This is a genomic window from Pseudomonas sp. NFR02 (assembly GCF_900119375.1).
GTDB lineage: Bacteria > Pseudomonadota > Gammaproteobacteria > Pseudomonadales > Pseudomonadaceae > Aquipseudomonas > Aquipseudomonas paracarnis.
Map to the genome: position 1 here is coordinate 741,839 of NZ_FPJJ01000001.1, position 21,845 is coordinate 763,683.

Annotated in this window: 20 protein-coding genes; 7 read left to right on the forward strand and 13 right to left on the reverse strand. The window is 61.3% G+C overall.

The features are described 5' to 3' along the window. Positions 1 to 57 precede the first annotated feature (57 nt). A complete protein-coding gene (locus tag BT199_RS03525) occupies positions 58 to 978 on the forward strand; it encodes a Csu type fimbrial protein (protein ID WP_072434113.1) in 921 nt (306 codons plus the stop codon). On the opposite strand, the gene BT199_RS03530 is transcribed toward BT199_RS03525, so the two are convergent. Together BT199_RS03530 and BT199_RS03535 are read right to left on the reverse strand one after the other, a co-directional pair. After that, positions 975 to 1,712 carry an anti-sigma factor family protein gene (locus BT199_RS03530; protein WP_034127926.1) on the reverse strand — a complete coding sequence of 246 codons (738 nt, stop codon included), beginning with the start codon at positions 1,710 to 1,712 and terminating at the stop codon, positions 975 to 977. The two genes, BT199_RS03525 and BT199_RS03530, sit on opposite strands and share 4 nt — an antisense overlap. Further along, positions 1,709 to 2,215 carry a sigma-70 family RNA polymerase sigma factor gene (locus BT199_RS03535; protein ID WP_034127925.1) on the reverse strand — a complete coding sequence of 169 codons (507 nt, stop codon included), beginning with the start codon at positions 2,213 to 2,215 and terminating at the stop codon, positions 1,709 to 1,711. Before BT199_RS03535 ends, BT199_RS03530 begins: the two co-directional genes overlap by 4 nt. Before the next feature lie 167 nt (positions 2,216 to 2,382). Between BT199_RS03535 and BT199_RS03540 the strand changes: the two genes are divergently transcribed. Next, positions 2,383 to 3,465, forward strand: coding sequence for a catalase family peroxidase (locus tag BT199_RS03540; protein WP_072433895.1), 1,083 nt, complete (start codon positions 2,383 to 2,385; stop codon positions 3,463 to 3,465). Beyond that, entirely contained in the window at positions 3,462 to 4,001 is a 540-nt protein-coding gene (locus tag BT199_RS03545; protein WP_003192209.1) for a cytochrome b, read from the forward strand. The genes BT199_RS03540 and BT199_RS03545 overlap by 4 nt, the downstream gene beginning before the upstream one ends. 39 nt (positions 4,002 to 4,040) lie before the next feature. On the opposite strand, the gene BT199_RS03550 is transcribed toward BT199_RS03545, so the two are convergent. Both BT199_RS03550 and BT199_RS03555 read right to left on the reverse strand, forming a co-directional pair. Continuing rightward, a complete protein-coding gene (locus BT199_RS03550) occupies positions 4,041 to 5,192 on the reverse strand; it encodes a M14 family metallopeptidase (RefSeq protein WP_072433897.1) in 1,152 nt (383 codons plus the stop codon). Positions 5,193 to 5,657: 465 nt separating this feature from the next. After that, positions 5,658 to 5,951: a DUF6124 family protein gene (locus tag BT199_RS03555; RefSeq protein ID WP_014718960.1), complete on the reverse strand. Its 294-nt coding sequence runs from the start codon at positions 5,949 to 5,951 to the stop codon at positions 5,658 to 5,660. Between the two features lie 187 nt (positions 5,952 to 6,138). Between BT199_RS03555 and BT199_RS03560 the strand changes: the two genes are divergently transcribed. Further along, entirely contained in the window at positions 6,139 to 6,774 is a 636-nt protein-coding gene (locus BT199_RS03560; RefSeq protein ID WP_014718959.1) for a LexA family protein, read from the forward strand. Here the strand turns inward: BT199_RS03560 and BT199_RS03565 are convergent. The 4 genes from BT199_RS03565 to BT199_RS03580 all read right to left on the reverse strand — a co-directional run bounded on the left by BT199_RS03565 (position 6,771) and on the right by BT199_RS03580 (position 12,416). Continuing rightward, positions 6,771 to 8,696 (reverse strand): acetyl/propionyl/methylcrotonyl-CoA carboxylase subunit alpha, encoded by a 1,926-nt coding sequence (locus BT199_RS03565; RefSeq protein WP_032902817.1) that lies wholly within the window; start codon positions 8,694 to 8,696, stop codon positions 6,771 to 6,773. The genes BT199_RS03560 and BT199_RS03565 overlap by 4 nt on opposite strands. Continuing rightward, complete coding sequence (locus tag BT199_RS03570) at positions 8,693 to 9,499, reverse strand: gamma-carboxygeranoyl-CoA hydratase (RefSeq protein ID WP_014718957.1); 807 nt, start codon at positions 9,497 to 9,499, stop codon at positions 8,693 to 8,695. The genes BT199_RS03565 and BT199_RS03570 overlap by 4 nt, the downstream gene beginning before the upstream one ends. Positions 9,500 to 9,632: 133 nt before the next feature. Continuing rightward, on the reverse strand, positions 9,633 to 11,240 hold the full coding sequence (locus BT199_RS03575; RefSeq protein WP_019819450.1) for a carboxyl transferase domain-containing protein: 1,608 nt from the start codon (positions 11,238 to 11,240) through the stop codon (positions 9,633 to 9,635). A gap of 12 nt (positions 11,241 to 11,252) precedes the next feature. Continuing rightward, entirely contained in the window at positions 11,253 to 12,416 is a 1,164-nt protein-coding gene (locus BT199_RS03580) for an isovaleryl-CoA dehydrogenase (RefSeq protein ID WP_019819448.1), read from the reverse strand. Between the two features lie 150 nt (positions 12,417 to 12,566). Here BT199_RS03580 and BT199_RS03585 point away from each other — a divergent pair, with 150 nt between their 5' ends. Continuing rightward, positions 12,567 to 14,198 carry an AMP-binding protein gene (locus tag BT199_RS03585; protein WP_072433899.1) on the forward strand — a complete coding sequence of 544 codons (1,632 nt, stop codon included), beginning with the start codon at positions 12,567 to 12,569 and terminating at the stop codon, positions 14,196 to 14,198. A 641-nt stretch (positions 14,199 to 14,839) separates the two neighbouring features. Here the strand turns inward: BT199_RS03585 and BT199_RS03590 are convergent. Genes BT199_RS03590 through BT199_RS03600 form a run of 3 tightly spaced genes read right to left on the reverse strand, consistent with a single transcriptional unit; the run spans position 14,840 to position 17,134 of the window. Continuing rightward, positions 14,840 to 15,742: a hydroxymethylglutaryl-CoA lyase gene (locus tag BT199_RS03590; protein ID WP_014718953.1), complete on the reverse strand. Its 903-nt coding sequence runs from the start codon at positions 15,740 to 15,742 to the stop codon at positions 14,840 to 14,842. 16 nt (positions 15,743 to 15,758) lie between these two features. Further along, positions 15,759 to 16,151: a MerR family transcriptional regulator gene (locus tag BT199_RS03595; protein WP_003192195.1), complete on the reverse strand. Its 393-nt coding sequence runs from the start codon at positions 16,149 to 16,151 to the stop codon at positions 15,759 to 15,761. Positions 16,152 to 16,204: 53 nt separating this feature from the next. After that, a complete protein-coding gene (locus BT199_RS03600) occupies positions 16,205 to 17,134 on the reverse strand; it encodes a LysR family transcriptional regulator (protein ID WP_072433901.1) in 930 nt (309 codons plus the stop codon). 151 nt (positions 17,135 to 17,285) lie between these two features. Here BT199_RS03600 and BT199_RS03605 point away from each other — a divergent pair, with 151 nt between their 5' ends. Then, complete coding sequence (locus BT199_RS03605; protein WP_034127914.1) at positions 17,286 to 18,515, forward strand: acyl-CoA dehydrogenase; 1,230 nt, start codon at positions 17,286 to 17,288, stop codon at positions 18,513 to 18,515. Positions 18,516 to 18,636: 121 nt separating this feature from the next. On the opposite strand, the gene BT199_RS03610 is transcribed toward BT199_RS03605, so the two are convergent. Together BT199_RS03610 and xthA are read right to left on the reverse strand one after the other, a co-directional pair. Then, a complete protein-coding gene (locus tag BT199_RS03610; RefSeq protein WP_072433902.1) occupies positions 18,637 to 19,968 on the reverse strand; it encodes a substrate-binding domain-containing protein in 1,332 nt (443 codons plus the stop codon). A 195-nt stretch (positions 19,969 to 20,163) separates the two neighbouring features. Then, positions 20,164 to 20,976, reverse strand: coding sequence for an exodeoxyribonuclease III (xthA, locus tag BT199_RS03615; RefSeq protein WP_038450559.1), 813 nt, complete (start codon positions 20,974 to 20,976; stop codon positions 20,164 to 20,166). 166 nt (positions 20,977 to 21,142) lie between these two features. Between xthA and BT199_RS03620 the strand changes: the two genes are divergently transcribed. Further along, positions 21,143 to 21,793, forward strand: a complete 651-nt coding sequence (locus tag BT199_RS03620; RefSeq protein WP_020302341.1) for a GNAT family N-acetyltransferase — start codon at positions 21,143 to 21,145, stop codon at positions 21,791 to 21,793. Positions 21,794 to 21,845: the final 52 nt, after the last annotated feature.

The following is a 21,845-nucleotide window of genomic DNA, read 5'->3' on the forward strand; positions in this document are numbered from 1 at the left end:
CAGGTGAGGGGCAGCGTAGGGTTGTATGGCGTGGGGTTGTTGTTTTGCGGGCAGGCCATGGCGGCGTGTTCGGTGGTGTCCACCGTGCCGGCCAGTTTTGGTTCGATCAGTTCGATGACGGTGCGCACCGCCGCGCAAACCAGCTCTACGGCCAACTCAGGGTTGAGTTGCACCTCGGCGCTGATATCGCTGCTGGTGTCCACCGACCATTTTTACGCCACGATCACCTCGCCCCAGACCGGTATGGTCGGGCCGACCGGTGATGTGATCAGCTACACGATTTATGGCAACAACAGCACCAGCTATCCCATCACCCGTGGCAGCCAATTCGATTTCGGCGGCGCTGGCGGCATCGCCCAGAGCATCGGCCTGATCGCCGGGCCCGGCGCGAAAACTGTGCCGTTGTACCTGAGCAGCATCACTGGCAGCAACGTCGCCGCCGGGGTGTACACCGAGACATTGAGCATCGCCTGGGTGTGGAATTATTGCTCGGGGATCGGCCTTGGCGGCATTTGCCTGGGACGTGACATTGGCAGCGGCACGGCGTCCCTGACCGTCAGCATGACCGTGACCAACGATTGCCAGATCACCGCCCCGAATATCAGCTTCGGCAGCGCGCCGGTGGTCAGTGGGTTTAGTGCGGTGAGCGGGCAGACCATCAACATCGCCTGCACCAAGGGCAGCGCCTATACCGTGGGCTTGAGCGATGGCCAGAACCCGGTGAGTGTCGGCGGCCGGCGGCGCATGGTTTTCGGCGGCAATTACCTGGCCTATGACATTTTCAAAAGTGCCGGCACCACGCGTTGGGGCAGTGTCGGCGCGGCGCGGCGGGCCAGCTCCACGGCCGAGGTCAATCCCGGCAACGGCTTGGGTAATGGCAGCCAGGTGTACAACTACAACGCCAAGGTCTACACCGACCAGCCCACGCCGCCGGCTGGCACCTATCTGGATAACGTGGTGCTGGACGTCGGTTTCTAGAATGGCGTCTGCAACGCGGCGGCCTGATCCACCGGGCTGACCATCGCGTAGTTGTAGCCGCCGCCCGACCAGTAGTCGGCCTGCAAGCCATCGGCACTGCGGCTGCCGCGAGGCAGGAAACCGTTGTTCGGGCCCGGCGGGCGGATATAGAAGCTGATGCGCCGGCCTTGCGCGTCCTGGTACAGCACCATGGCTGCCGCGCCTTGGTCGGTGGTGAGCAGGCGCCCGCTGACCGGCTTGAAACCGGCTTGGCTCAGGTCGGGCAGGCGATGGGCCTGGTTGAAATAACGGTCGAGCCAGGCCTGCATGGTGCCGCGGTCCTGGGCGTTGTAGTCGGCGGGCATGATGCCGTCCTGGGCAAACAGGCGGTAGGCCTGCATGGCGTCGGTCATCGGCAACAGCGGCGGCTGGGTGGCTTCACGGGCGTGCCAACCGCCAACCCCGCCGAGGCTCACGGCGATCAGCAACAACGCCGCCGTGGCCAAGTGCCGACGGGACTGTTTCTTGATGCGCTGGCGAATCAGCGCCGGGTCCAATGCCGGGTTGTGCGGCTGTTGCAGGGCGCCGCTCAACGACGCACGCAGCAACTGCGCATCCTGTTGCCAGGCCTGTACCTGGGCCGCCACTTCGGGGTGGCTGGCCAGCCAGGTTTCAAGCACACGGCGATCAGTGTCGAGCAATTGGTGATCGACGTAGGCATGTAAATCGCGTTCGCTGGGGGGCAGGCTGATCATTTGAGTCTCCGCAGGGCAGGGCCGGTCATTTCGCCATCGCTGAGTTGACGCAGCGCTTGGCGTGCGCGGGACAGGCGTGACATCACGGTGCCGATGGGCACCTTGAGGATCTCGGCCACTTCCTTGTAGCTCAAGCCCTCGACGGACACCCACAGCAACAGGGCGCGCTGTTCGGTGTTCAGTTGGTCGAAGGCTTGCAAGGTGGATTGGGCCAGCACCGTGCGTTCCACCGAAGGTTGCACGTCATCGCGGCCGGTGAAGAATTCGAGCATGCGCGCATAGCGGCGGTTGCGGCGGTGGGCGTCGAGGAACTGCCGGTAGAGGATCGAAAACAGCCAGGCGCGCAGATCGCCCTCGATACGTTTATCGGCCCAGGCGACGATCGCGCGTTCCAGGGTCGATTGCACCAGGTCATCGGCGCTGCTGCTGTTGCGCGTCAGGGACACGGCAAAACGCCGCAACCTGGGGATGAGTTCGCGTAACTGTTCGTCGAGTTCATGCATGGGTGTCTGGCTGATCACTACGCTGGGACTAGAGAGACGTTTGGCGTTGAAGGTTATTCCCCGTCCCGCAAAATAAATCCAGGGCCTTGGAATAGAGCCCATCGGCGTTCGTCTTAATGCTCCGACCTTATGTTTCAGCCTGAGGCCTCTGGCCCTGGAGTTCCTGCATGGTAGATCACTCATCACCACCCCGTCCTCCCTTGAGCACTGCGAGCCTGATCGCACGACTTGCCGGCATCGGTGCCGTGGTTGCGGTTGTTGCCGGGGCATTTGCCTACGTCAATGGCACGCTCGACCCACAACGCCTGCGGCCAAAAACCTTGGTCAATGCTCTGGAAACCAATAACGGCGTGCATCCGGGCTTTCGCCGTAACCATGCCAAGGGCGTATGCGTGGCGGGTTATTTCCAGAGTAGTACCGAGGTCCGTGCCTATTCCAACGCCCAGGTGTTCAGCGAGGCCAAGACTCCGATCATCGGCCGCTTTGCCTTGCCCAGCGGCAACCCCTACGCGCCGGACAGCAGTGTGCCGATTCGCAGTTTCGCCGTGCAGTTCAGCCAGGCCAACGGCCAGCAATGGCGTACAGGGATGAACAGCATGCCGGTGTTCCCGGTGGGCACGCCCGAGGCGTTCTACCAGTTGCTCAAGGCCGGCGCGCCAGACCCGGCCACTGGCAAGCCGAACCCGTCGAGCATGCCGGCTTTTTTTGCCGCACACCCGGAGACCGCGCCATTCCTGGCCTGGGTCAAGACCGCCAAGCCATCGGCCAGTTATGCGACTGAAACCTATAACGGCATCAACGCGTTTTACCTAGTGGCTGCCGATGGTACGCGCCAGGCCGTGCGTTGGGAGGTGGTGCCCCAGAGCCAGGATGCGGCGGGTGATACCGCACCTGCTGGCAGTGACTTCCTGGAGCAGGATTTGGTGCGACGCCTGGCTGCCGGGCCCTTGCGTTGGCAGTTGAACATGACCCTGGCCAACCCCGGCGACTCGCTGGACGACGCAAGCAAGATTTGGACCGGCGCGCACAAGGTACTCAACGCCGGCACGTTGGTGTTGCAAAGCAGCCAGCCCCAGGCAGACGGTGATTGCCGCGATATCAACTTTGACCCGTTGATTCTGCCCAGTGGTATCCAAGCCTCCAACGACCCCTTGCTGGCCGCACGTTCGGCCGCGTATGCCAGTTCGTACCTGCGCCGCGCCGGTGAAGTCAGCCCGTTGCACAGCGCCCCTCAGGAGTTGAAGCCATGAATGCTCAACCACGGTTCTTTGCGCCCCTGGCGCGCGTGTTGCACTGGCTGATGGCGTTGATGATCATCGCCATGCTGTTTATCGGCGCGGGTCTGGCGGCGTCGGTGTCGGAGCGCCATGAGTGGCTGATCCACCTGCACAAGCCGCTGGGCATTGCGATTCTGGCACTGGTGATCGTGCGCCTGGCGGTACGTTTTTCCACCCGTCAGCCGCCGTTACCAGCGGATTTGCCGGTGTGGCAGAGGCTGGCAGCCAAGGCCTCTCATGTGCTGTTGTACGCGTTGATGCTGGTGTTGCCGCTGCTGGGTTGGGCGATGATTTCAGCGGCCGGTGACCCTGTGATGCTCAGTAGTAACCTGCAACTACCCGCGCTGCTGGGGGCGAATGCGCCGTTGTTTGCGTTGTTGCGCAAGGCTCACGGTTATTTGGCCTATCTGCTGTTTCTCACCGTGCTGGTGCATCTGGCGGCCGCGTTGTTCCACGGTTTGATCCGCCGCGATGGTGTCTTGCAAAGCATGACCGGCAGCAAGGATTGACCGCTTTTGGTGGCGAGCGAGCAAAGCTCGCCTCAGGGGTTAGCGCAAACGCCCGACGATATCGGCGATGCTGCTCAATACGTCCTTGCCCAACTGTTTCGAACGATCACCTGACCAGCCAGTTCGCAGGTTGGGCGCGTCGTCGTTGTCCTTGAAGGGCATTTCCAGGGTCAGGGACAGGCAGTCGTATTTTTCTCCTACCGCGTTGCAGGCCAGGGTCATGTTGGCTTGGCCGGGCAGGTCACGGGTGTAGCCGTGGGTGGTCTGGAAGTCGCGGGTCAGGTGGCTCAAATGGCTGCGGAAGTGTTTTTCCAGGGCTTCGATGCGCGGCGTGTAGCCGGGGTTGCCTTCGCAGGCGGCGGTGAACACATAGGGGATTTCTTCATCGCCGTGAATGTCGAGGAACATATCCACGCCGTATTTTTCCATCTGTTGCTGGACGAACAGGACTTCCGGGCTGAGTTCCTGGCTGGCGCTTTGCCAGGCGCGGTTGAGGTCCTGGCCCATGGCGTTGGTGCGCAGGTGGCCGTGGAAGGCGCCATCCGGGTTCATGTTCGGTACCAGGTACAGGTCTGCGACGGCCAGCAGCTTTTTCAGTTCGTCGTCGCCGTCCTTTTGCAGGCGCTCAATCACGCCCTCCATAAACCATTCGGCCATGTGCTCACCGGGGTGCTGCTGGGCGATGATCCACACCTTGCGCCGGCCTTCGATCCCTTTGCCACGGCGCAGCAGTTGGATATCGCGGCCTTCAGCGCTCTTGCCAGTGGCCAGCAGGGTGACCCCGGCGTACTTCAGGGCTTGCTCGATCAGCCAGTCATGGCGTTCACGGCTGTAGGGTTCGAAATAGGCAAACCAGACGTGCTTTTGCCGGGTCTGAAGGGTGATGTGCAGGATCTCGCCATCAAAGCGCGTCGGTACCCGGAACCAGTTGATATGGTCGTAGGATGCCACGGCGTTGTAGCCGCTCCAGGCATGTTTGTAGGACGAGCGCCCGGCGTTGCTCAAGCGAAAGGTGTGGGTGTGCCCCACGTGCATGCCTTCGGCCTTGAAGTGGAACCATTGGTAGTGATCGCTGCGGGTGTCGGGTTTGATTGCCAGCAACAACTGATAAGCGTCGCTGGCATCCAGGACCTGGATGTTGCCGCTGTCGAAGTCGGTGCTGATCTTGATGGAGGTCAAGGCCACGGTCATAGTCTGGTTGCCTGAATATGAGTGATGTGGCGGCTATCTTACACAGGCGTTCGGTAAAACCTGGATGCAAAAATTGTTGCAGGGGGAGGGGGCGTCATCCCTGACGCCGCCGCAGCTTAGAGTCTATGAGATTGATTCTCAAGCGCTAATTCGCAGAGATACGCGCTAGAGCACTCGGACGACTTTCGTTGGGCGATAGTCTTTTGCTACCATGCGCGGCATCAAGCAACACACAGTCTTCATTAGCCTGAAGCCACGCCAGGAAAACTGGCAAAAAAAAGACCCGGCCAAAGAGCCGGGTCAAAAACCGTGATTAGCCTGATGAGGAGATATTCCAAGAGTCCGACCTAAGGTCTCTTGGTCTATCGACTGATCTTGCGATCAGCTGAGCCCAATAATAATCATTATCATTTGCAAGTCAAATGTTTTTATCCGTGGGATAGAAATATTTTTCTTTCATGCCTGCTACGCGTTTGCCGCCGCTCTGGGCGCTTGCAACGACCGCTCCACCATCGCCTTCGCCATATCGATCAAATACACCACTGAAAACGCCAGGTCGCGTTGGTTGCCCTGATGGCTGCACGCCGACTCGTAGGCGGTTGCCGCTGCACTGCGCAACAGGTCCGAGGCGTGTATCAGGGCTTCCTCCTGGCTGACATCGGATTTGATCGCGAACATGGCCCCGTCCGAATCCGGCGTCGACCGATTTTCTTTCAAGTAGTAGTCCAGTGCGCGCTGGGCCGCGCCACTGTTGCACATGTCGTTTACTTCAGTCAGTTCGGATGTGTCGGGCGTTGGGTGCGTGCGGGTCGTCATAAGCGGCAGTACTCCGGTGGGTGTCGAAATCCTTGGGCTTGATGATAGTACGTATCGTATTCCTGTCGTTTTATGGATTACTACAAACTGTTTATTGCCCGCAAAAATGGGCGCCGTATTGTGATGCGCCATGGATAACTGGATAGCGTTGGTCAAAGCCAACATGAAAGACCGCAAGGTCACGCAGGATGAACTGGCGCAGCGCCTGGGGATGTCCCAGGGCGGCATCGGCCATTGGCTCAATAAACGCCGCGTGCCGAGCCTGGCGGACATGAACCGCGTGCTGGCCGAACTGGGGCTGGGGTATTTGGAGGTGGCGCTGGAGATTCGTGAACGGGCCGCGCAAGTGCCTGAACGGGAAGCGCACTACAACCCGTATTTCCGCTACCCGGTCAGCGACTGGAAGCAGGCCTGCGAGCTGCGTGAAGAGCGTGCGCCTTATAGCACCGAGCGCTACGAATTGACCGATTACCACGCCCGAGGCGAGGCATTCTGGCTGCCGGTGACGGGAGACGCCATGACCGCCCCCACGGGCATGAGCATTGCGGCTGGCATGATGATCCTGGTTGACCCGGCCATCGCGCCCGAGCCCGGCAGGCTGGTGGTGGCCCAATGGGCTGGCACCCCCCAGGCCACCTTTCGCCGATTGCAGGAAGAAAGCGGCCAGCACTACCTGGTGCCGCTCAACCCCACTTACCCCAAGGTGCTGCTCACCGACGGCTGCCGCCTCCTGGGTGTGGTGGTGCAAGCCACGGCGAAGTTCTAGCCGGCCGTTTCAAGCTCCACCAGCGCGCTGCCTTCTGCCACCATTTCACCTTCCTGGCAGAACAGCGCCTTGACCACCCCGGCGTGGGGCGCCCGGATACTGTGCTCCATCTTCATGGCTTCGAGCACCACCAGTTGAGCGCCGGCTTCAACAGTTTGGCCCACCTCCACGAGTACTCGCACGATGCTGCCGTTCATCGGTGCGGTGAGGCCGCCCTGATGAGATTGACTGGCCTCGACCGCCGCAATCGGGTCGAACAGGCTGACGGCATGCATCTCGCCGTCCCAACGCAGGTACAGGCTGCCTTCACTGCGCACCGCCAGATGAGCACGGCGCACGCCCTGATGTTCAGTCAGCAACTGTTCGCCGCATAACTGAGACGGTTGCCCGGTCAGTGTCACCAACCGATCCTGCCCATTGCAGCTCAGGTGCAGCGACACCTCGGCAGGCAGGCCCGCACGAAAGCCCTGGCGATTGGCCCAAGGCCCGTCACCCGCCGGCAAGCTCTGCATAAACGCCGAGCCCGCCGCCTGCCAGAACTCATCGCTCAAGGCCCCTGGCGTCGGCAACAGCTCATCCTGATAGCGCGGGATAAACCCGGTGTCCAATTCGGCGGCGGCAAACGCAGGGTGCCCGATGATGCGCCGCAAAAAGCCCAGGTTGGTCTTGAGCCCGCCGACCGCAAACTCATCCAGCATGCTCAATAAGCGCAGGCGCGCCTGTTCGCGGTCTTCACCCCAGGCAATCAACTTGCCGAGCATCGGGTCGTAGAAGGGCGACACGCTGTCGCCTTGCTCGACGCCACTGTCCACGCGGCGTCCAGGGCCCTGGCTGGACTCGCGGTACAGCGCCAGGTGCCCGGTGGCGGGCAGAAAGTCATTGGCCGGGTCTTCGGCATACAGCCGCACTTCAATTGCATGACCGTTCAACGCGACCTGTTCTTGCGTGATCGGTAGCGCCTCACCTTGGGCCACCCGGATCTGCCAGGCCACCAGGTCGAGGCCGGTAATCGCTTCGGTCACCGGATGCTCCACTTGCAACCGCGTGTTCATCTCCATGAAGAAAAACTCGCCACGGGCATCCAGCAAAAACTCCACCGTACCTGCGCCGACATACCCGATGGCCTGGGCAGCGCGCACGGCCGCTTCGCCCATGGCCCGGCGCTGCTCGACACTCAAGCCGGGTGCCGGGGCTTCTTCCACGACTTTCTGATGGCGCCGCTGGATCGAGCAGTCGCGCTCATTGAGGTACAGGCAATGACCTTGCTGGTCGGCAAACACTTGGATCTCGACATGCCGCGGCTTGAGCAGGTATTTCTCCACCAGCATCTGCCCGTTGCCGAACGACGACAGCGCCTCACGCTGGGCGGAGGCCAGGGCTTCGGCCAGTTGGCTGACGTCCTCGACCACCTTCATACCCTTGCCACCGCCGCCCGCCGTGGCCTTGAGCAGCACCGGGTAGCCGATACGCTCACAGGCGGCGCGGAAGGTCTCCAGGTCCTGGGCCTCGCCGTGATAACCCGGTACCAAAGGTACGCCAGCCGTCTCCATCAGGGCCTTGGCCGCGGATTTGCTGCCCATGGCGTCGATGGCCGAGGCGGGCGGGCCGAGGAAGATCAGGCCTGCCGCCTCGATGGCACGGGCGAAGCCGGCGTTTTCTGAAAGGAAGCCGTAGCCGGGGTGAATCGCCTGTGCGCCGCTGGCGTGGGCGGCGGCAATCAGCTTGTCGATTTGCAGGTAACTGTCGGTGGCTTTGCTGCCGCCCAGGTCGACGCGGATATCGGCTTCACGGCTATGGCGGGCATCGCGGTCGATGGCGCTGTGCACAGCCACGGTGGTCAACCCCATGGCCTTGGCGGTGCGCATGACCCGGCAGGCGATCTCGCCACGGTTGGCCACCAGAACGGTGGTGAGTGTGCTCATGAGCGTGGCTCCTGATTTTGCCAACTTGGCGCACGCTTTTGCAGAAACGCGCGCAAACCTTCCTGGCCCTCGGCGCTCACCCGAATACGCGCTATGGCATTTTCGCAATAGCGTCGCAATGCGGGGGTGAGGGCACCGTTGCCCACTTCGCGCAGCAAATCCTTACTGGCACGCATGGCCGCCGGGCTGTTTTGCAGCAGGTTGGTGACCCACAGGTCCACCTGTTGATCCAGGCTCTCGGCCGGATAACTGTCCGCCAGCAAGCCGATCTCCCGTGCGCGCTGGCCGCCGAACCGCTCGGCTGTCAGTGCATAACGACGGGCAGCGCGTTCGCCGATGGCCTGCACCACGAACGGGCTGATCACCGCCGGCGCCAGGCCGATACGCACTTCCGACAGGCAGAACTGCGCGTCGTCGGCACCGATGGCCATGTCACAGCAGCTGATCAGGCCCAGCGCGCCCCCGTAGGCCGCACCTTGCACCACCGCCAGCGTGGGGATTTTCAGTTTGGACAGGTTGTACATCAGCTCTGCCAGTTCCCGGGCGTCGTCCAGGTTGGTGTGGTAGTCCAACTCGGCCGATTGCTGCATCCAGGCCAGGTCGGCACCGGCGCTGAAGTGCTTGCCACGCCCGCGCAGTACCAGGAAGCGCAGGGACGGGTCGCCTTGTACGCGGTCAAGGGCCAGGATCAGCTCGCGGATCATCTGGGCGTTGAACGCGTTGTTCTTGGCTTCGCGGCTGAGCCACAGCGTGGCAAAGCCACGGCGGTCAGTGATCAGTTCGAGGGTGTTGAAGTCGCTCATGCAAGGAGCTCCGAAATAATGAGAGGCCTCCTGTAGGAGCGAGCTTGCTCGCGAAGATCGTCAACGATAACGCGGGGCTTCAGAATGACCGCGTTGCCCTGAGGTTCTTCGCGAGCAAGCTCGCTCCTACAGGCTACATGCGGAACACGCCGAAGCGGCTCGGCTCGATGGGGGCGTTCAGTGCGGCGGACAAGGCCAGGGCCAGCACGTCACGGGTCTGCAGCGGGTCGATCACGCCGTCATCCCACAAGCGCGCGCTGGAGTAGTAGGGGTGGCCCTGGGTTTCATACTGGTCGAGGATCGGCTGCTTGATCGCGTCTTCCTCCTCGGCACTGAAACCGTTGCCGGCGCGCTCAGCCTGTTCGCGCTTGACCTGCACCAACACCCCGGCGGCCTGTTCGGCCCCCATCACGCCAATGCGTGCGTTGGGCCACATCCACAAAAAGCGCGGGTCATAGGCGCGGCCACACATCCCATAGTTACCCGCACCAAAGCTGCCGCCGATGATCACGGTGAATTTCGGCACCTTGGCGCACGCCACGGCGGTGACCAGCTTGGCGCCGTGCTTGGCAATGCCGCCGGCTTCGTACTTCTGGCCGACCATAAAGCCGGTGATGTTTTGCAGGAACAGCAGCGGAATCCCGCGCTGGCAGGCCAGTTCGATAAAGTGCGCGCCTTTTTGCGCGGCTTCGGCGAAGAGGATGCCGTTGTTGGCCAGGATCGCTATCGGGTAGCCATGCAAGTGCGCAAAGCCGCACACCAGGGTCGTGCCGAACAGGGCCTTGAACTCATCGAACACCGAGCCGTCCACCAGCCGTGCGATGACTTCGCGCACATCAAAGGGTTGCTTGGCATCCGCCGGGATCACGCCGTACAACTCTTCGCTGCTGTACAGCGGCGCCACCGGCGGGCGTTGCAGCAGCTCACCCTGCTTGCGCCAATTGAGGTTGGCCACGCTGCGCCGTGCCAGTGCCAGGGCGTGTTCATCGCTGTCGGCATAGTGGTCGGCTACGCCCGAGACCTTGCAGTGCACATCGGCACCGCCCAGGTCTTCGGCGCTCACCACTTCACCGGTGGCGGCCTTCACCAGCGGCGGGCCGGCGAGGAAGATGGTGGCTTGCTGGCGCACCATGATCGCTTCGTCGGCCATGGCCGGCACGTAGGCGCCGCCGGCGGTGCACGAGCCCATCACCACGGCAATCTGGGGAATGCCCTGGGCGCTCATGTTGGCCTGGTTGAAGAAGATCCGCCCGAAGTGCTCGCGGTCGGGGAACACCTCGTCCTGGCGCGGCAGGTTGGCGCCGCCGGAGTCCACCAGGTAGATGCACGGCAGGCGGTTCTGCTCGGCGATGGTCTGGGCGCGCAGGTGCTTTTTGACGGTCAGCGGGTAATAGGAGCCGCCTTTGACCGTGGCATCGTTGGCCACGATCATGCATTCGACACCTTCCACCCGGCCGATGCCGGCAATCACCCCGGCAGCCGGGACGTCTTCGCCATACACCTGGTGGGCGGCCAGTTGGCTCAGCTCGAGAAACGGTGAGCCCGGGTCGAGCAGACGGTTGATACGCTCGCGGGGTAACAGTTTGCCGCGTGAGGTGTGGCGTTCCTGGGCCTTGGCGCCGCCACCTTGATGGACATGGGCGAGCAGGCTGTGCAGGGCGTCGACCTGTTCAAGCATCGCCGCGCGGTTGGCGGAAAATTCCGCAGAGCGCGGGTTGAGCTGGGTGTGCAGGGTGGCCATGAGCGTGCTCCTTCAGCGGGTTTCGTTGAACAGTTCGCGACCGATCAACATCCGCCGAATCTCACTGGTGCCCGCACCAATTTCGTAGAGCTTGGCGTCACGCAACAGGCGCCCGGCGGGGAATTCGTTGATATAGCCATTGCCGCCCAGAATCTGGATCGCATCCAGGGCCATTTGCGTGGCGCGCTCGGCGCTGTAGAGGATCACGCCCGCGGCGTCCTTGCGCGTGGTCTCGCCACGCTCGCACGCCTGGGCCACCGCGTAGAGGTAGGCGCGGCTGGCGTTGAGTTGGGTGTACATGTCGGCGACCTTGCCCTGGATCAACTGGAATTCGCCGATGCTCTGGCCGAACTGCTTGCGGTCGTGGATGTAGGGCACGATCAAGTCCATGCATGCCTGCATGATCCCGGTAGGCCCTCCGGAGAGCACCACGCGCTCGTAGTCCAGGCCGCTCATCAACACTTTCACGCCGCCATTGAGCACGCCGAGGATGTTTTCTTCGGGTACCTCGACGTCGTCGAAAAACAGCTCGCAGGTGTTGGAGCCGCGCATGCCCAGCTTGTCGAATTTATTGCTGCGGCTGAAGCCTTTCCAGTCGCGCTCGACGATGAAGGCGGTGATGCCGTGGGGGCCTTTTTCCAGGTCGGTCTTGGCGTAGATCACATAGGTATGGGCGTCCGGGCCGTTGGTGATCCAGGTCTTGCTGCCATTGAGTACGTAATGGTCGCCGCGCTTGTCGGCGCGCAGTTTCATCGACACCACGTCGGAACCGGCATTCGGCTCGCTCATGGCCAGGGCGCCGATGTGCTCGCCGCTGATCAGCTTGGGCAGGTACTTGAGTTTTTGTGCGTGGTTGCCGTTGCGGTTGATCTGGTTGACGCACAGGTTGGAGTGCGCCCCGTAGGACAACGCCACCGAGGCCGAGCCACGGCTGATTTCTTCCATGCTCACCACATGGGCCAGGTAACCCAGGCCGGCACCGCCGTATTCCTCGGGCACGGTGATGCCCAGCAGGCCCATGTCGCCGAACTTGCGCCACAGGTCGGCGGGGAACAGGTTGTCGATGTCGATCTGGGCCGCGCGCGGTGCGATCTCCTTGGCCACGAAGGACTGCACCTGGTCGCGCAGCATGTCGATGGTCTCGCCGAGGGCGAAGTTCAGGGACGGGTAACTCATGGACAGGCACCTTAATGTGAGCTTTGTTGTTGTGTGGGCGGGGCGCGGGAGGAGGGCGCTCACCTTTACGTTAACGTAAGCTTGCGTTACGGCGCTGTCAATCGTAGTTTACGTATACGTCAACCTACAAAAAAGATAACAGGGGTCGTTATGGATCAACTGCACCCGAGCTACAGCCGTGGCTCCCAGGACAAGACCTTGCTGGCCATGACCATTGGCCAGGCATTCGATCACACCGTTGCGCAGTATCCAGATGGCGAAGCCTTGGTGGTGCGCCACCAGCAGCGGCGCTACACCTGGCGGCAGCTGGCCGAGACGGTTGAGCTGCACGCCCGCGCGTTCCTCGCCCTGGGTATGCAAACCGGTGACCGCCTGGGTATCTGGGCGCCTAACTGTGCCGAGTGGCTGATCTGCCAAGTGGCAAGCGCCAAGCTCGGGGTGATCCTGGTCAATATCAACCCGGCCTATCGCAGCAGCGAATTGGACTACGTGCTCAAACAATCCGGCTGTCAATGGCTGGTGTGCGCCGGCTCGTTCAAAAGCTCCGATTACCACGCCATGCTCCAGGCGCTGAAGCCCGAGCTGCGCGGCCTTCTCAGCCTGGACCCCAGCCCGCCGCCTGAATTCATGCCCTGGTCGCAGTTGGCGGCCCTTGGCGCAGGCGTGCCGCCCGAGCACCTGCACAGCCGCCAGGCCAGCCTGCATTTCGATCAACCCGTGAATATCCAGTACACCTCCGGCACCACCGGCTTCCCCAAGGGCGCCACCCTCAGTCACCACAACATCCTCAATAACGGTTACATGGTCGGTGAAAGCCTGGGCCTGACGGCAGGGGACCGCCTGGTGATCCCAGTGCCGCTGTACCACTGCTTCGGCATGGTCATGGGCAACCTCGGTTGTATCACTCACGGCACCACCATGATCTACCCCAATGACGGCTTCGACCCGTTGCTGACGCTGAGCGCCGTCGCCGAAGAACAAGCCACCGGCTTATATGGCGTGCCGACCATGTTTATTGCGCTGCTCGATCACCCACGCCGGGCCGAGTTCGAGGTGTCCAGCCTGCGCACCGGGATCATGGCCGGGGCGACATGCCCGATCGAGGTGATGCGTCGGGTCATTCATGAGCTGCACATGGCAGAGGTGCAGATTGCCTATGGCATGACTGAAACCAGCCCGGTGTCGCTGCAGACCGGCGCAGATGACGATATCGAACGGCGTGTCACCACGGTGGGCCGCACCCAACCGCAACTGGAAACCAAGATTGTCGACGAGGCCGGTAACACCGTGGCCCGTGGCGTGATCGGTGAACTGTGCACCCGGGGCTACAGCGTGATGCTGGGTTACTGGAACAACCCTGAAGGCACCCGTGAGGCCATCGACGATGCCGGCTGGATGCACACCGGTGACCTGGCGACCATGGATGAGGAGGGTTACGTGTGCATTGCCGGGCGTAACAAGGACATGATCATTCGTGGGGGGGAGAACGTTTACCCGCGGGAGCTGGAAGAGTTTTTCTTTACTCACCCGGCGGTGGCGGACGTGCAGATCGTTGGCATCCCGGATGAGCGTTATGGCGAAGAGATTGTTGCCTGGATCAAGTTCCATCCCGGTCAGGTGGCCAATGAGTTGGAGTTGTTGAGCTGGTGCAAGGACCGCATCGCCCATTTCAAGACGCCCAGGTATTTCAAGATCGTGGATGAGTTTCCGATGACGGTGACGGGCAAGATTCAGAAATTTCGGATGCGCGAGATTTCCATCCAGGAGCTGCAAGCGCGCTGACAACGTCAAACCCCTGTGGGAGCTGGCTTGCCTGCGATGGCGGCCTGACTGCCGGCCCACATCTACCTGATACCCCGCGAACCTGCTGTGCCACCCAAATAGTGAAACCCAGAAAGCACAAAGGGGACCCGAAGGTCCCCTTTAATTTGTCGTTGCGTGCTCTTTTCTTATTATTGAGGGGCGGCCTGTTGTTGTTTTTGGTAGCCGTGGCCCGTACCGCTTTTTTTGGCGACCCCCATCCGGGGTCAAGAGCAAACGTATTTTTTTGAACGCTGACCTGCTTCTTCGTAAACGATCCAACCAGTGGGTAGCTACCTGAGGTAGTTTTATTTTTCTCTATCCGGTTGCGGGTTGCGGCATGCCGTACCCTGGGAAGCACATCTTCTCCAAAAAAATCTGTTAGCTGCGTCTCTGCCGTGTTGTTTTTGTTATGTCAGAGTCGTTTCGTCTTATTTTTATTAGGTTTGGCGCTTTTTATTCTTGTTATGCCATAGAGATAGCAGAAGGCGTGCCAACTTTTTAAAAGCCTTTAAAATCAACGAGTTGGTTTTTTGTCAGTATTTTCTTTCAGTTTGCACGGCGGATTTTGTTCCCGCGTTACCCGTTATGCCGGGAAGCGGTAACACATTCTCACAGCTGTGCTACTCACCTGCGTTACGCACCTTCGCCACGCGGGAACCCGTAGGCCGTCCCAGCACCTGGCTGATCTGCTGGCCGGCGCCAATCAAGCGTTCCAGGTCGATGCCCGTGTCGATGCCCAGGCCGTTGAGCAGGTACAGCACGTCCTCGGTGGCGACGTTACCGCTGGCGCCTTTGGCGTAAGGGCAGCCGCCCAGGCCTGCGATTGAGCTGTCGAACACCGTGATGCCTTCCAGCAGGCTGGCGTAGATGTTAGCGATGGCCTGCCCGTAGGTGTCATGGAAATGCCCGGCCAGCTTGTCCCGTGGCACTTGGGCGCCGACCACTTCGAACAGGCGCCGGGTAGCGCCCGCCGTGCCGGTACCGATGGTGTCGCCCAGGGACACTTCATAGCAGCCCATGGCATACAGCTCGCGGGCGACGGCCGCCACTTGCTCCGGGGCGATCTCGCCTTCATAGGGGCAACCCAGCACACAGGACACATAACCGCGCACGCTGACGCCGTGCTGCTTGGCGGCGGCCATGATCGGTGCGAAGCGCTCCAGGCTTTCGCTGATGGAACAATTGATATTGCGCTGCGAGAACGCCTCGGACGCCGCCGCAAACACCGCGACTTCCTTGACCCCGGCCGCCAGCGCATCCTCGAACCCGCGCAGGTTCGGTGCCAGTGCGCCATAGGTCACGCCGGGCTTGCGCTGGATCTGCGCAAATACCTCGGCTGAACCTGCCATTTGCGGCACCCATTTGGGCGAGACAAAACTACCGACTTCGATATAGCTCAAGCCAGCGGCGCTCAACGCGTCTACCAATCGGACTTTATCCGCCACGCTGATGGGCTGGGCTTCGTTCTGCAAACCGTCGCGCGGGCCGACTTCAACCAGGCGTACGTGGGAGGGGAGGGACATGGCAGTTACCTTCTGGTCAATGGCCGGCTTGGCTGATGGTCTGCGCCAGGGCCTGGGTGCAACGCTCTTCAGCGGTGTCCAGTTCCAGCTTCATCTGTTCGATATCCAGCAGTTGTTGTTCCAGCTGTTCACGGCGTTCGGCGATCTTGGCCAGCATGCTGTTGAGTTGGATCTGGTTGCCGCCGGTGGGGTCGTAGAGTTCGATCAGTTCGCGGCATTCGGCCAAGGAGAAGCCGATGCGCTTGCCACGCAGGATCAGCTTGAGGCTGACCTTGTCCCGCGCCGAGTAAATGCGCTCCTGGCCCCGACGTTCGGGGGCCAGCAGGCCTTGTTCTTCATAGAAACGAATGGCGCGGGTGGTGATGTCGAGCTCGCGGGCGAGGTCGGAGATGCTGTAGGTGGTGCTCATGGCGGTGCTCAAGGAAGTCTTGGCGCTAAGCTAATTGCAGGTTGACGTAAACGTCAAGGCTGCTGGGCTTTCTTTTCCTGGGCCGTCACCTGCTGGCACAACTCGATCATCTGTTCACGCATCCAGCGGTTCGCCGGGTCCTGGTCGGTGCTTTCGTGCCAGTACAAATGGGTTTCCACCGGCGGCACGTTGTTGACCGGCAAATGGAACCAGTGCAGTTCATGACGGCGAGCGAAACGCTCGGGCACGGTCATCACCATGTCGGTCTGTTGCAGCACCTGGGAGGCCATCAGGTAATGCTGGGAACGCAGGGCGATCTTGCGCTGAATGCCCATCTTGCCCAAGGCCAGGTCCACATAGCCCAAACCGTTGCGGCGGCTGGAAATATGGATATGGGTCAGCGACAGGTAATCATCCAGCGTGAATTTATCCTTGCCCGCCATCGTGTGGCCCTTGCGCATGGCACACACGTAGCGGTCTTCCATCAGCTTGACGTGACGCACCTGCGGGTCGGTATTGAGCGGCGCATCCACGGCAAAATCCAGGCGCCCGGCGGCCAGTTCCTTGGTGGTTTCGCGGCGTTTGGACAGGAAACTCTCGATCACCACGGTCGGCGCCAGGCGACGCAGGCGCTGGAACAGCAGCGGCAGGATCACGGCCTCGGTCAGGTCGGTCATGCTGATGCGGTAGGTCTTGGCCGCCTGCTGCGGGTTGAAGATGCGGTTTTCCTGCACCGACACGCGCAACAACGACAGCGCATTGCGCACCGGGCCGATAATATTCTGCGCCATGGGCGTGGGCACCATGCCTTGGGCGGTGCGCACGAACAGCGGGTCGTTGAAGGTCTCGCGCAACCGTGCCAGGGCGTTGGACACCGCCGGCTGGGTGATACCGACGATCTGCCCGGCGCGGGTCAGGTTGGCTTCGGTGTAGATCGCATCAAAGACGATGAAGAGGTTGAGATCGACCTTGCTCAGATTCATTTCGTTGCGCTCTTATTGTGAGGTGCTCATACGCCGATCATATATCGGTGATGAATGTTAATACACGGCGAGAATAGGCTAGGTAAATTATGAGCGCTGTTCTAGCATCGAATGCATGACCTAAACAACCTCTCAGAGAAGGGAGCTGCTCATGGATTTCGCCTATTCGCCCAAGGTTCAGGAACTGCGTGAACGCGTCACTGCGTTCATGGACGCTTATGTCTACCCAGCCGAACCGGTATTCGAACGCCAAGTCAGCGAAGGTGATCGCTGGCAGCCCACGGCAATCATGGAAGAGCTCAAGGCCAAGGCGAAGGCCGAGGGCTTGTGGAACCTGTTCCTGCCGGAATCCGAACTGGGCGCTGGCCTGACCAACCTTGAATACGCACCCTTGGCGGAAATCATGGGCCGCTCGTTGCTCGGCCCGGAGCCATTCAACTGCTCCGCTCCCGACACCGGCAATATGGAAGTGCTGGTGCGCTACGCCAACGAAGAACAGAAACAGCGCTGGCTCGAACCCTTGCTGCGCGGCGAGATTCGTTCCGCCTTTGCCATGACAGAACCGGATGTGGCTTCCTCGGACGCCACCAACATGGCCGCCCGCGCCGAACGCCAGGGCGACGAGTGGGTGATCAACGGCAAGAAGTGGTGGACCTCCGGCGCCTGCGACCCGCGCTGCAAGATCCTGATCTTCATGGGCCTGAGCAACCCCGATGCACCGCGTCACCAGCAGCACTCGATGATCCTGGTGCCGGTCGATACCCCAGGTGTGAAAATCCTGCGGCCGCTGCCGGTATTCGGTTACGACGATGCGCCCCACGGCCATGCCGAAGTGCTGTTCGACAATGTGCGTGTGCCCTATGAAAACGTGTTGCTGGGCGAAGGCCGTGGCTTCGAGATCGCCCAGGGCCGCCTTGGCCCTGGCCGCATTCACCACTGCATGCGTTCGGTCGGCATGGCCGAACGCGCATTGGAGTTGATGTGCAAACGCTCGGTCAGCCGCACTGCCTTCGGCAAGCCTTTGGCGCGGTTGGGCGGCAATATCGATAAGATCGCCGACTCACGCATGGAAATTGACATGGCGCGCCTGTTGACCTTGAAAGCGGCGTACATGATGGACACCGTGGGTAACAAAGTGGCGAAAAGCGAAATCGCCCAGATCAAGGTGGTGGCGCCGAATGTGGCCTTGAAGGTCATCGACCGCGCGATCCAGATGCACGGCGGCGCCGGGGTGTCCAATGATTTTCCGCTGGCCTATATGTACGCCATGCAACGCACCCTGCGCCTGGCCGACGGCCCGGACGAAGTGCACCGTGCGGCGATTGGCAAGTTCGAGATTGGCAAATATGTGCCGCGGGAATTGATGCGCGGCGGGCAGTAACACTGATGATCGTTCCCACGCTCTGCGTGGGAACGCCTCCCGTGACGCTCTGCGTCACCCTTTCAAGAGCGGACGCGGAGCGTCCAGAGCGGCATTTCCACGCGGAGCGTGGGAACGATCTTCAGTACACCCAAACCTCCACCCGCCGATTCTTGATCCGCCCCTCATCCGCCGTATTGGCTGCCACCGGCATCTGCGCGCCAAACCCACGAATATCCTTGAGCACCACGCCGCTCTTGACCAGCTCTCGGCGCACTGCCATCGCCCGCAACTTCGATAGCAGCGCCGCACGTTGCGGATCATTCTTGGTATCGCCAAACCCCACCAGCGTCACCTGTTTATTCAGCTTGCCGTGGCTTCTGATATAGGCGACCACCCGCTGCACATCCTGGCGCGCTTTATTGTCGAGGCTGGCGCTGCCCTCGTCGAAGCGAAAATTCACCGTCAGGCGCTGAGCGTCTCGGGCGATGGCCTGGTAATCGTCGGGCATCGGCGGGCGCGGCGCGACACCGATCGCTTGCACCTGCTGGGCGATGAAGCCATTGGCAGCCACAATCGCCTGGCCCTTGCTGCCTTGGGAAAACTCCACCAACGCCTTGGCCCATGGGTTGCGGGAAGAGGGCGGCAAGTAGAAGAACAGCCGACGTGACAGCGGGTAATCCTCGGTGGCGATCAGGCTGGTCAGCGGCAACATCGGTTGCGAGTCGCCGTCGACAATCGCCACCGCCTTGGCCTGGCGCACAGAGGGCAGGCCGATAAAACCGATGCCCTGGGGGTCCTGGCTCACCGCATCGGACAGCTGTTCGCTGGATTCAAAGCGCTTGGCCGAGGGTGCAAGCGGTTGGCCGCGGCGGCTCAGCACCAGTTCGCGGAAGGTGTCGAAGGTGCCGGATTGATCATCCCGGGCATATAAATGAATGGGCCCGCCTGTACCTCCCAGCGCCTCCCAGGTGCTGACCTCGCCGTTGAAGATCTGCGCCAATTGTTCGGTGTTCAGGGTACTGAGTGAGTTACGCGGGTTGACGATGATTGCCAGGCCATCGATGGCGATCACATGCTCGGCGCCTGGGCTTTTCAAGTCCCCCAGGGGATCGAGGTCCACCAGCTCGCTGTCTTTGATCGGGCGGGACGCTGCGGCGAGGTCGGCGCGGTTGTTTTTCAGCGCCGCAAAGCCGGTGCTGGAACCGTGGGCCGCCACCTCGATGGTGACCGTCTGGCCTTGGCGTGTCTTGCCGACCACGCGCTGCTCATTCACCCCGGCACCCGGTTCAGCACGCACATCCTGCAAGCCCTGATACTCCATCAAGCCTTTGACCAGCGCCGGGCCGAGTGCCGCGCCGATGGTGTTGGAGCCCTGGATGCGCAGGGCCGGGCCTTGGTCGGGAATGGACAGAGGGGCCGCCACGGCGGGGAGTGCGATTGCAAAACACAGGAACAGAACGCGCAGCATCATGCCGGCACCTTCTTAGGCCAAAGGGAGTGCCGCAAGATTAAGTCAGTTGGATTGCAGCCATATGACCGACACGGGGCTGGCACCCCTGATCTCCTGTAGGAGCGAGCTTGCTCGCGAAAAACGTCAACGATAACGCGGGCTTCCTGAATAAACGCGGCGCCCTCAAGTTCTTCGCGAGCAAGCTCGCTCCTACAATCAGCTCAGTTCCAACCAGATCGGCGCATGGTCCGACGGTTTCTCCAGCCCACGCAAATCATAATCCACCCCGGCGTCCTTGACCCGTGGCACCAACCCGGTGGACGCCAAGATCACGTCGATGCGCAGCCCGCGCTTGGGCTCGTCCTCAAAGCCACGGCTGCGGTAATCGAACCAACTGAAACGGTCGGTCACGTCCGGGTTGAGGTGGCGGAAGCTGTCGACCAGGCCCCAGTTCTTCAAGCGTGCCATCCACTCGCGTTCTTCCGGCAGGAAGCTGCACTTGCCGGTTTTCAGCCAGCGCTTGGCGTTGTCGGCGCCAATGCCGATGTCGCAGTCCTCTGGGGAAATGTTCACGTCGCCCATCACCACCAGTGCCTGGTCATTGCTGAACTGGGTTTCCAGCAAGTGCTGCAAGTCTGCATAGAAGCGCTGTTTGGCCGGGAACTTGGTTGGGTGGTCGCGGCTTTCGCCCTGGGGGAAGTAGCCGTTCATGATGGTCACTGGGTGGCCGTTTTCATCGGCGAAGGTGCCCCAGATAAACCGGCGTTGGGCATCTTCTTCATCGCTGGCAAAACCTTTGTGCATGCTCAAGGCCGGCTGGCGCGAGAGCAGCGCCACGCCGTAATGGCCTTTCTGCCCGTGGTAGTACACGTGATAACCCAGGGCCTGCACTTCAGCCAACGGGAACTGATCATCGTGGACCTTGGTTTCCTGCAAACCGATCACGTCCGGTTGATGCTTTTCAATCAGCGCCGCCAACTGATGAGGGCGAGCACGCAGCCCGTTGATATTGAAGGAGACGATTTTCATGGTCGGCAGTCCAGTCTGGCAAAAGGGCGATGCTAGCCGACAAGTCGGACGGGGGCCAGCGTGGCGGTAGGGTGAATGCGCTGCTAAGGTGGGAACGACTGGAGCTGTGCAGGTTCGTACCCATAAGAACGCCATGTTTGAGTGGCGCCCAGGGAGATTGATTGTTATGCCAGACACTTCGACGGCCACTGCCGAAATCCGCCTGCTCAATAGCGGCTACTCCCGGGAAGCGCGATCCCTGCTTTATCAGGCGTATCGCCATGAGCCGACCTTCGCCTACATCTTCGAAGCCGAGCGGCCGGGCTATGAGCAGCGAGTACGTGCCACCGTGCGCGAACTGGTCAAGCAGCATTTCTTCCAGAAACTTCCGGCCATTGGCCTGTTCGTCAACGACCGGCTGATCGGCATCGCCCTGATTGCACCGCCGCAACGGCGCCTGGGCATCACCGAAAGCTGGGCCTGGCAGATCCGCATGTGGCTGAGCACAGGCGTGCGGGGTACGCGGCGTTATCTTGAATACCATCATGCCGTCATGGCGTGCCTGCCCCACGAGTCTGTGCATGTGTTGCCGCTGCTGGGCATTCACCCGCAGTTTCAGGGCAAGCACCATGGTGAGCAGTTGCTGGAAGCGGTACACAATTGGTGTGCCGACGACCCGCATTCATCCGGCGTGGTGCTCGACACCGGCAACTCCCGTTACCTGGATTTCTACAAGCGCCAGGGCTATGAGGAAATCGGCGAAGTCGCCGTAGGGCCGGTGCGCGAGCATGTGTTTTACCATCCCAATCCCCAGGCGTTACATCCTGCAACGGCTTAGAACAGAATTATTCAGACTAATCTTGGTTCAAAGTTCCTCCCTCGCTCGTGTA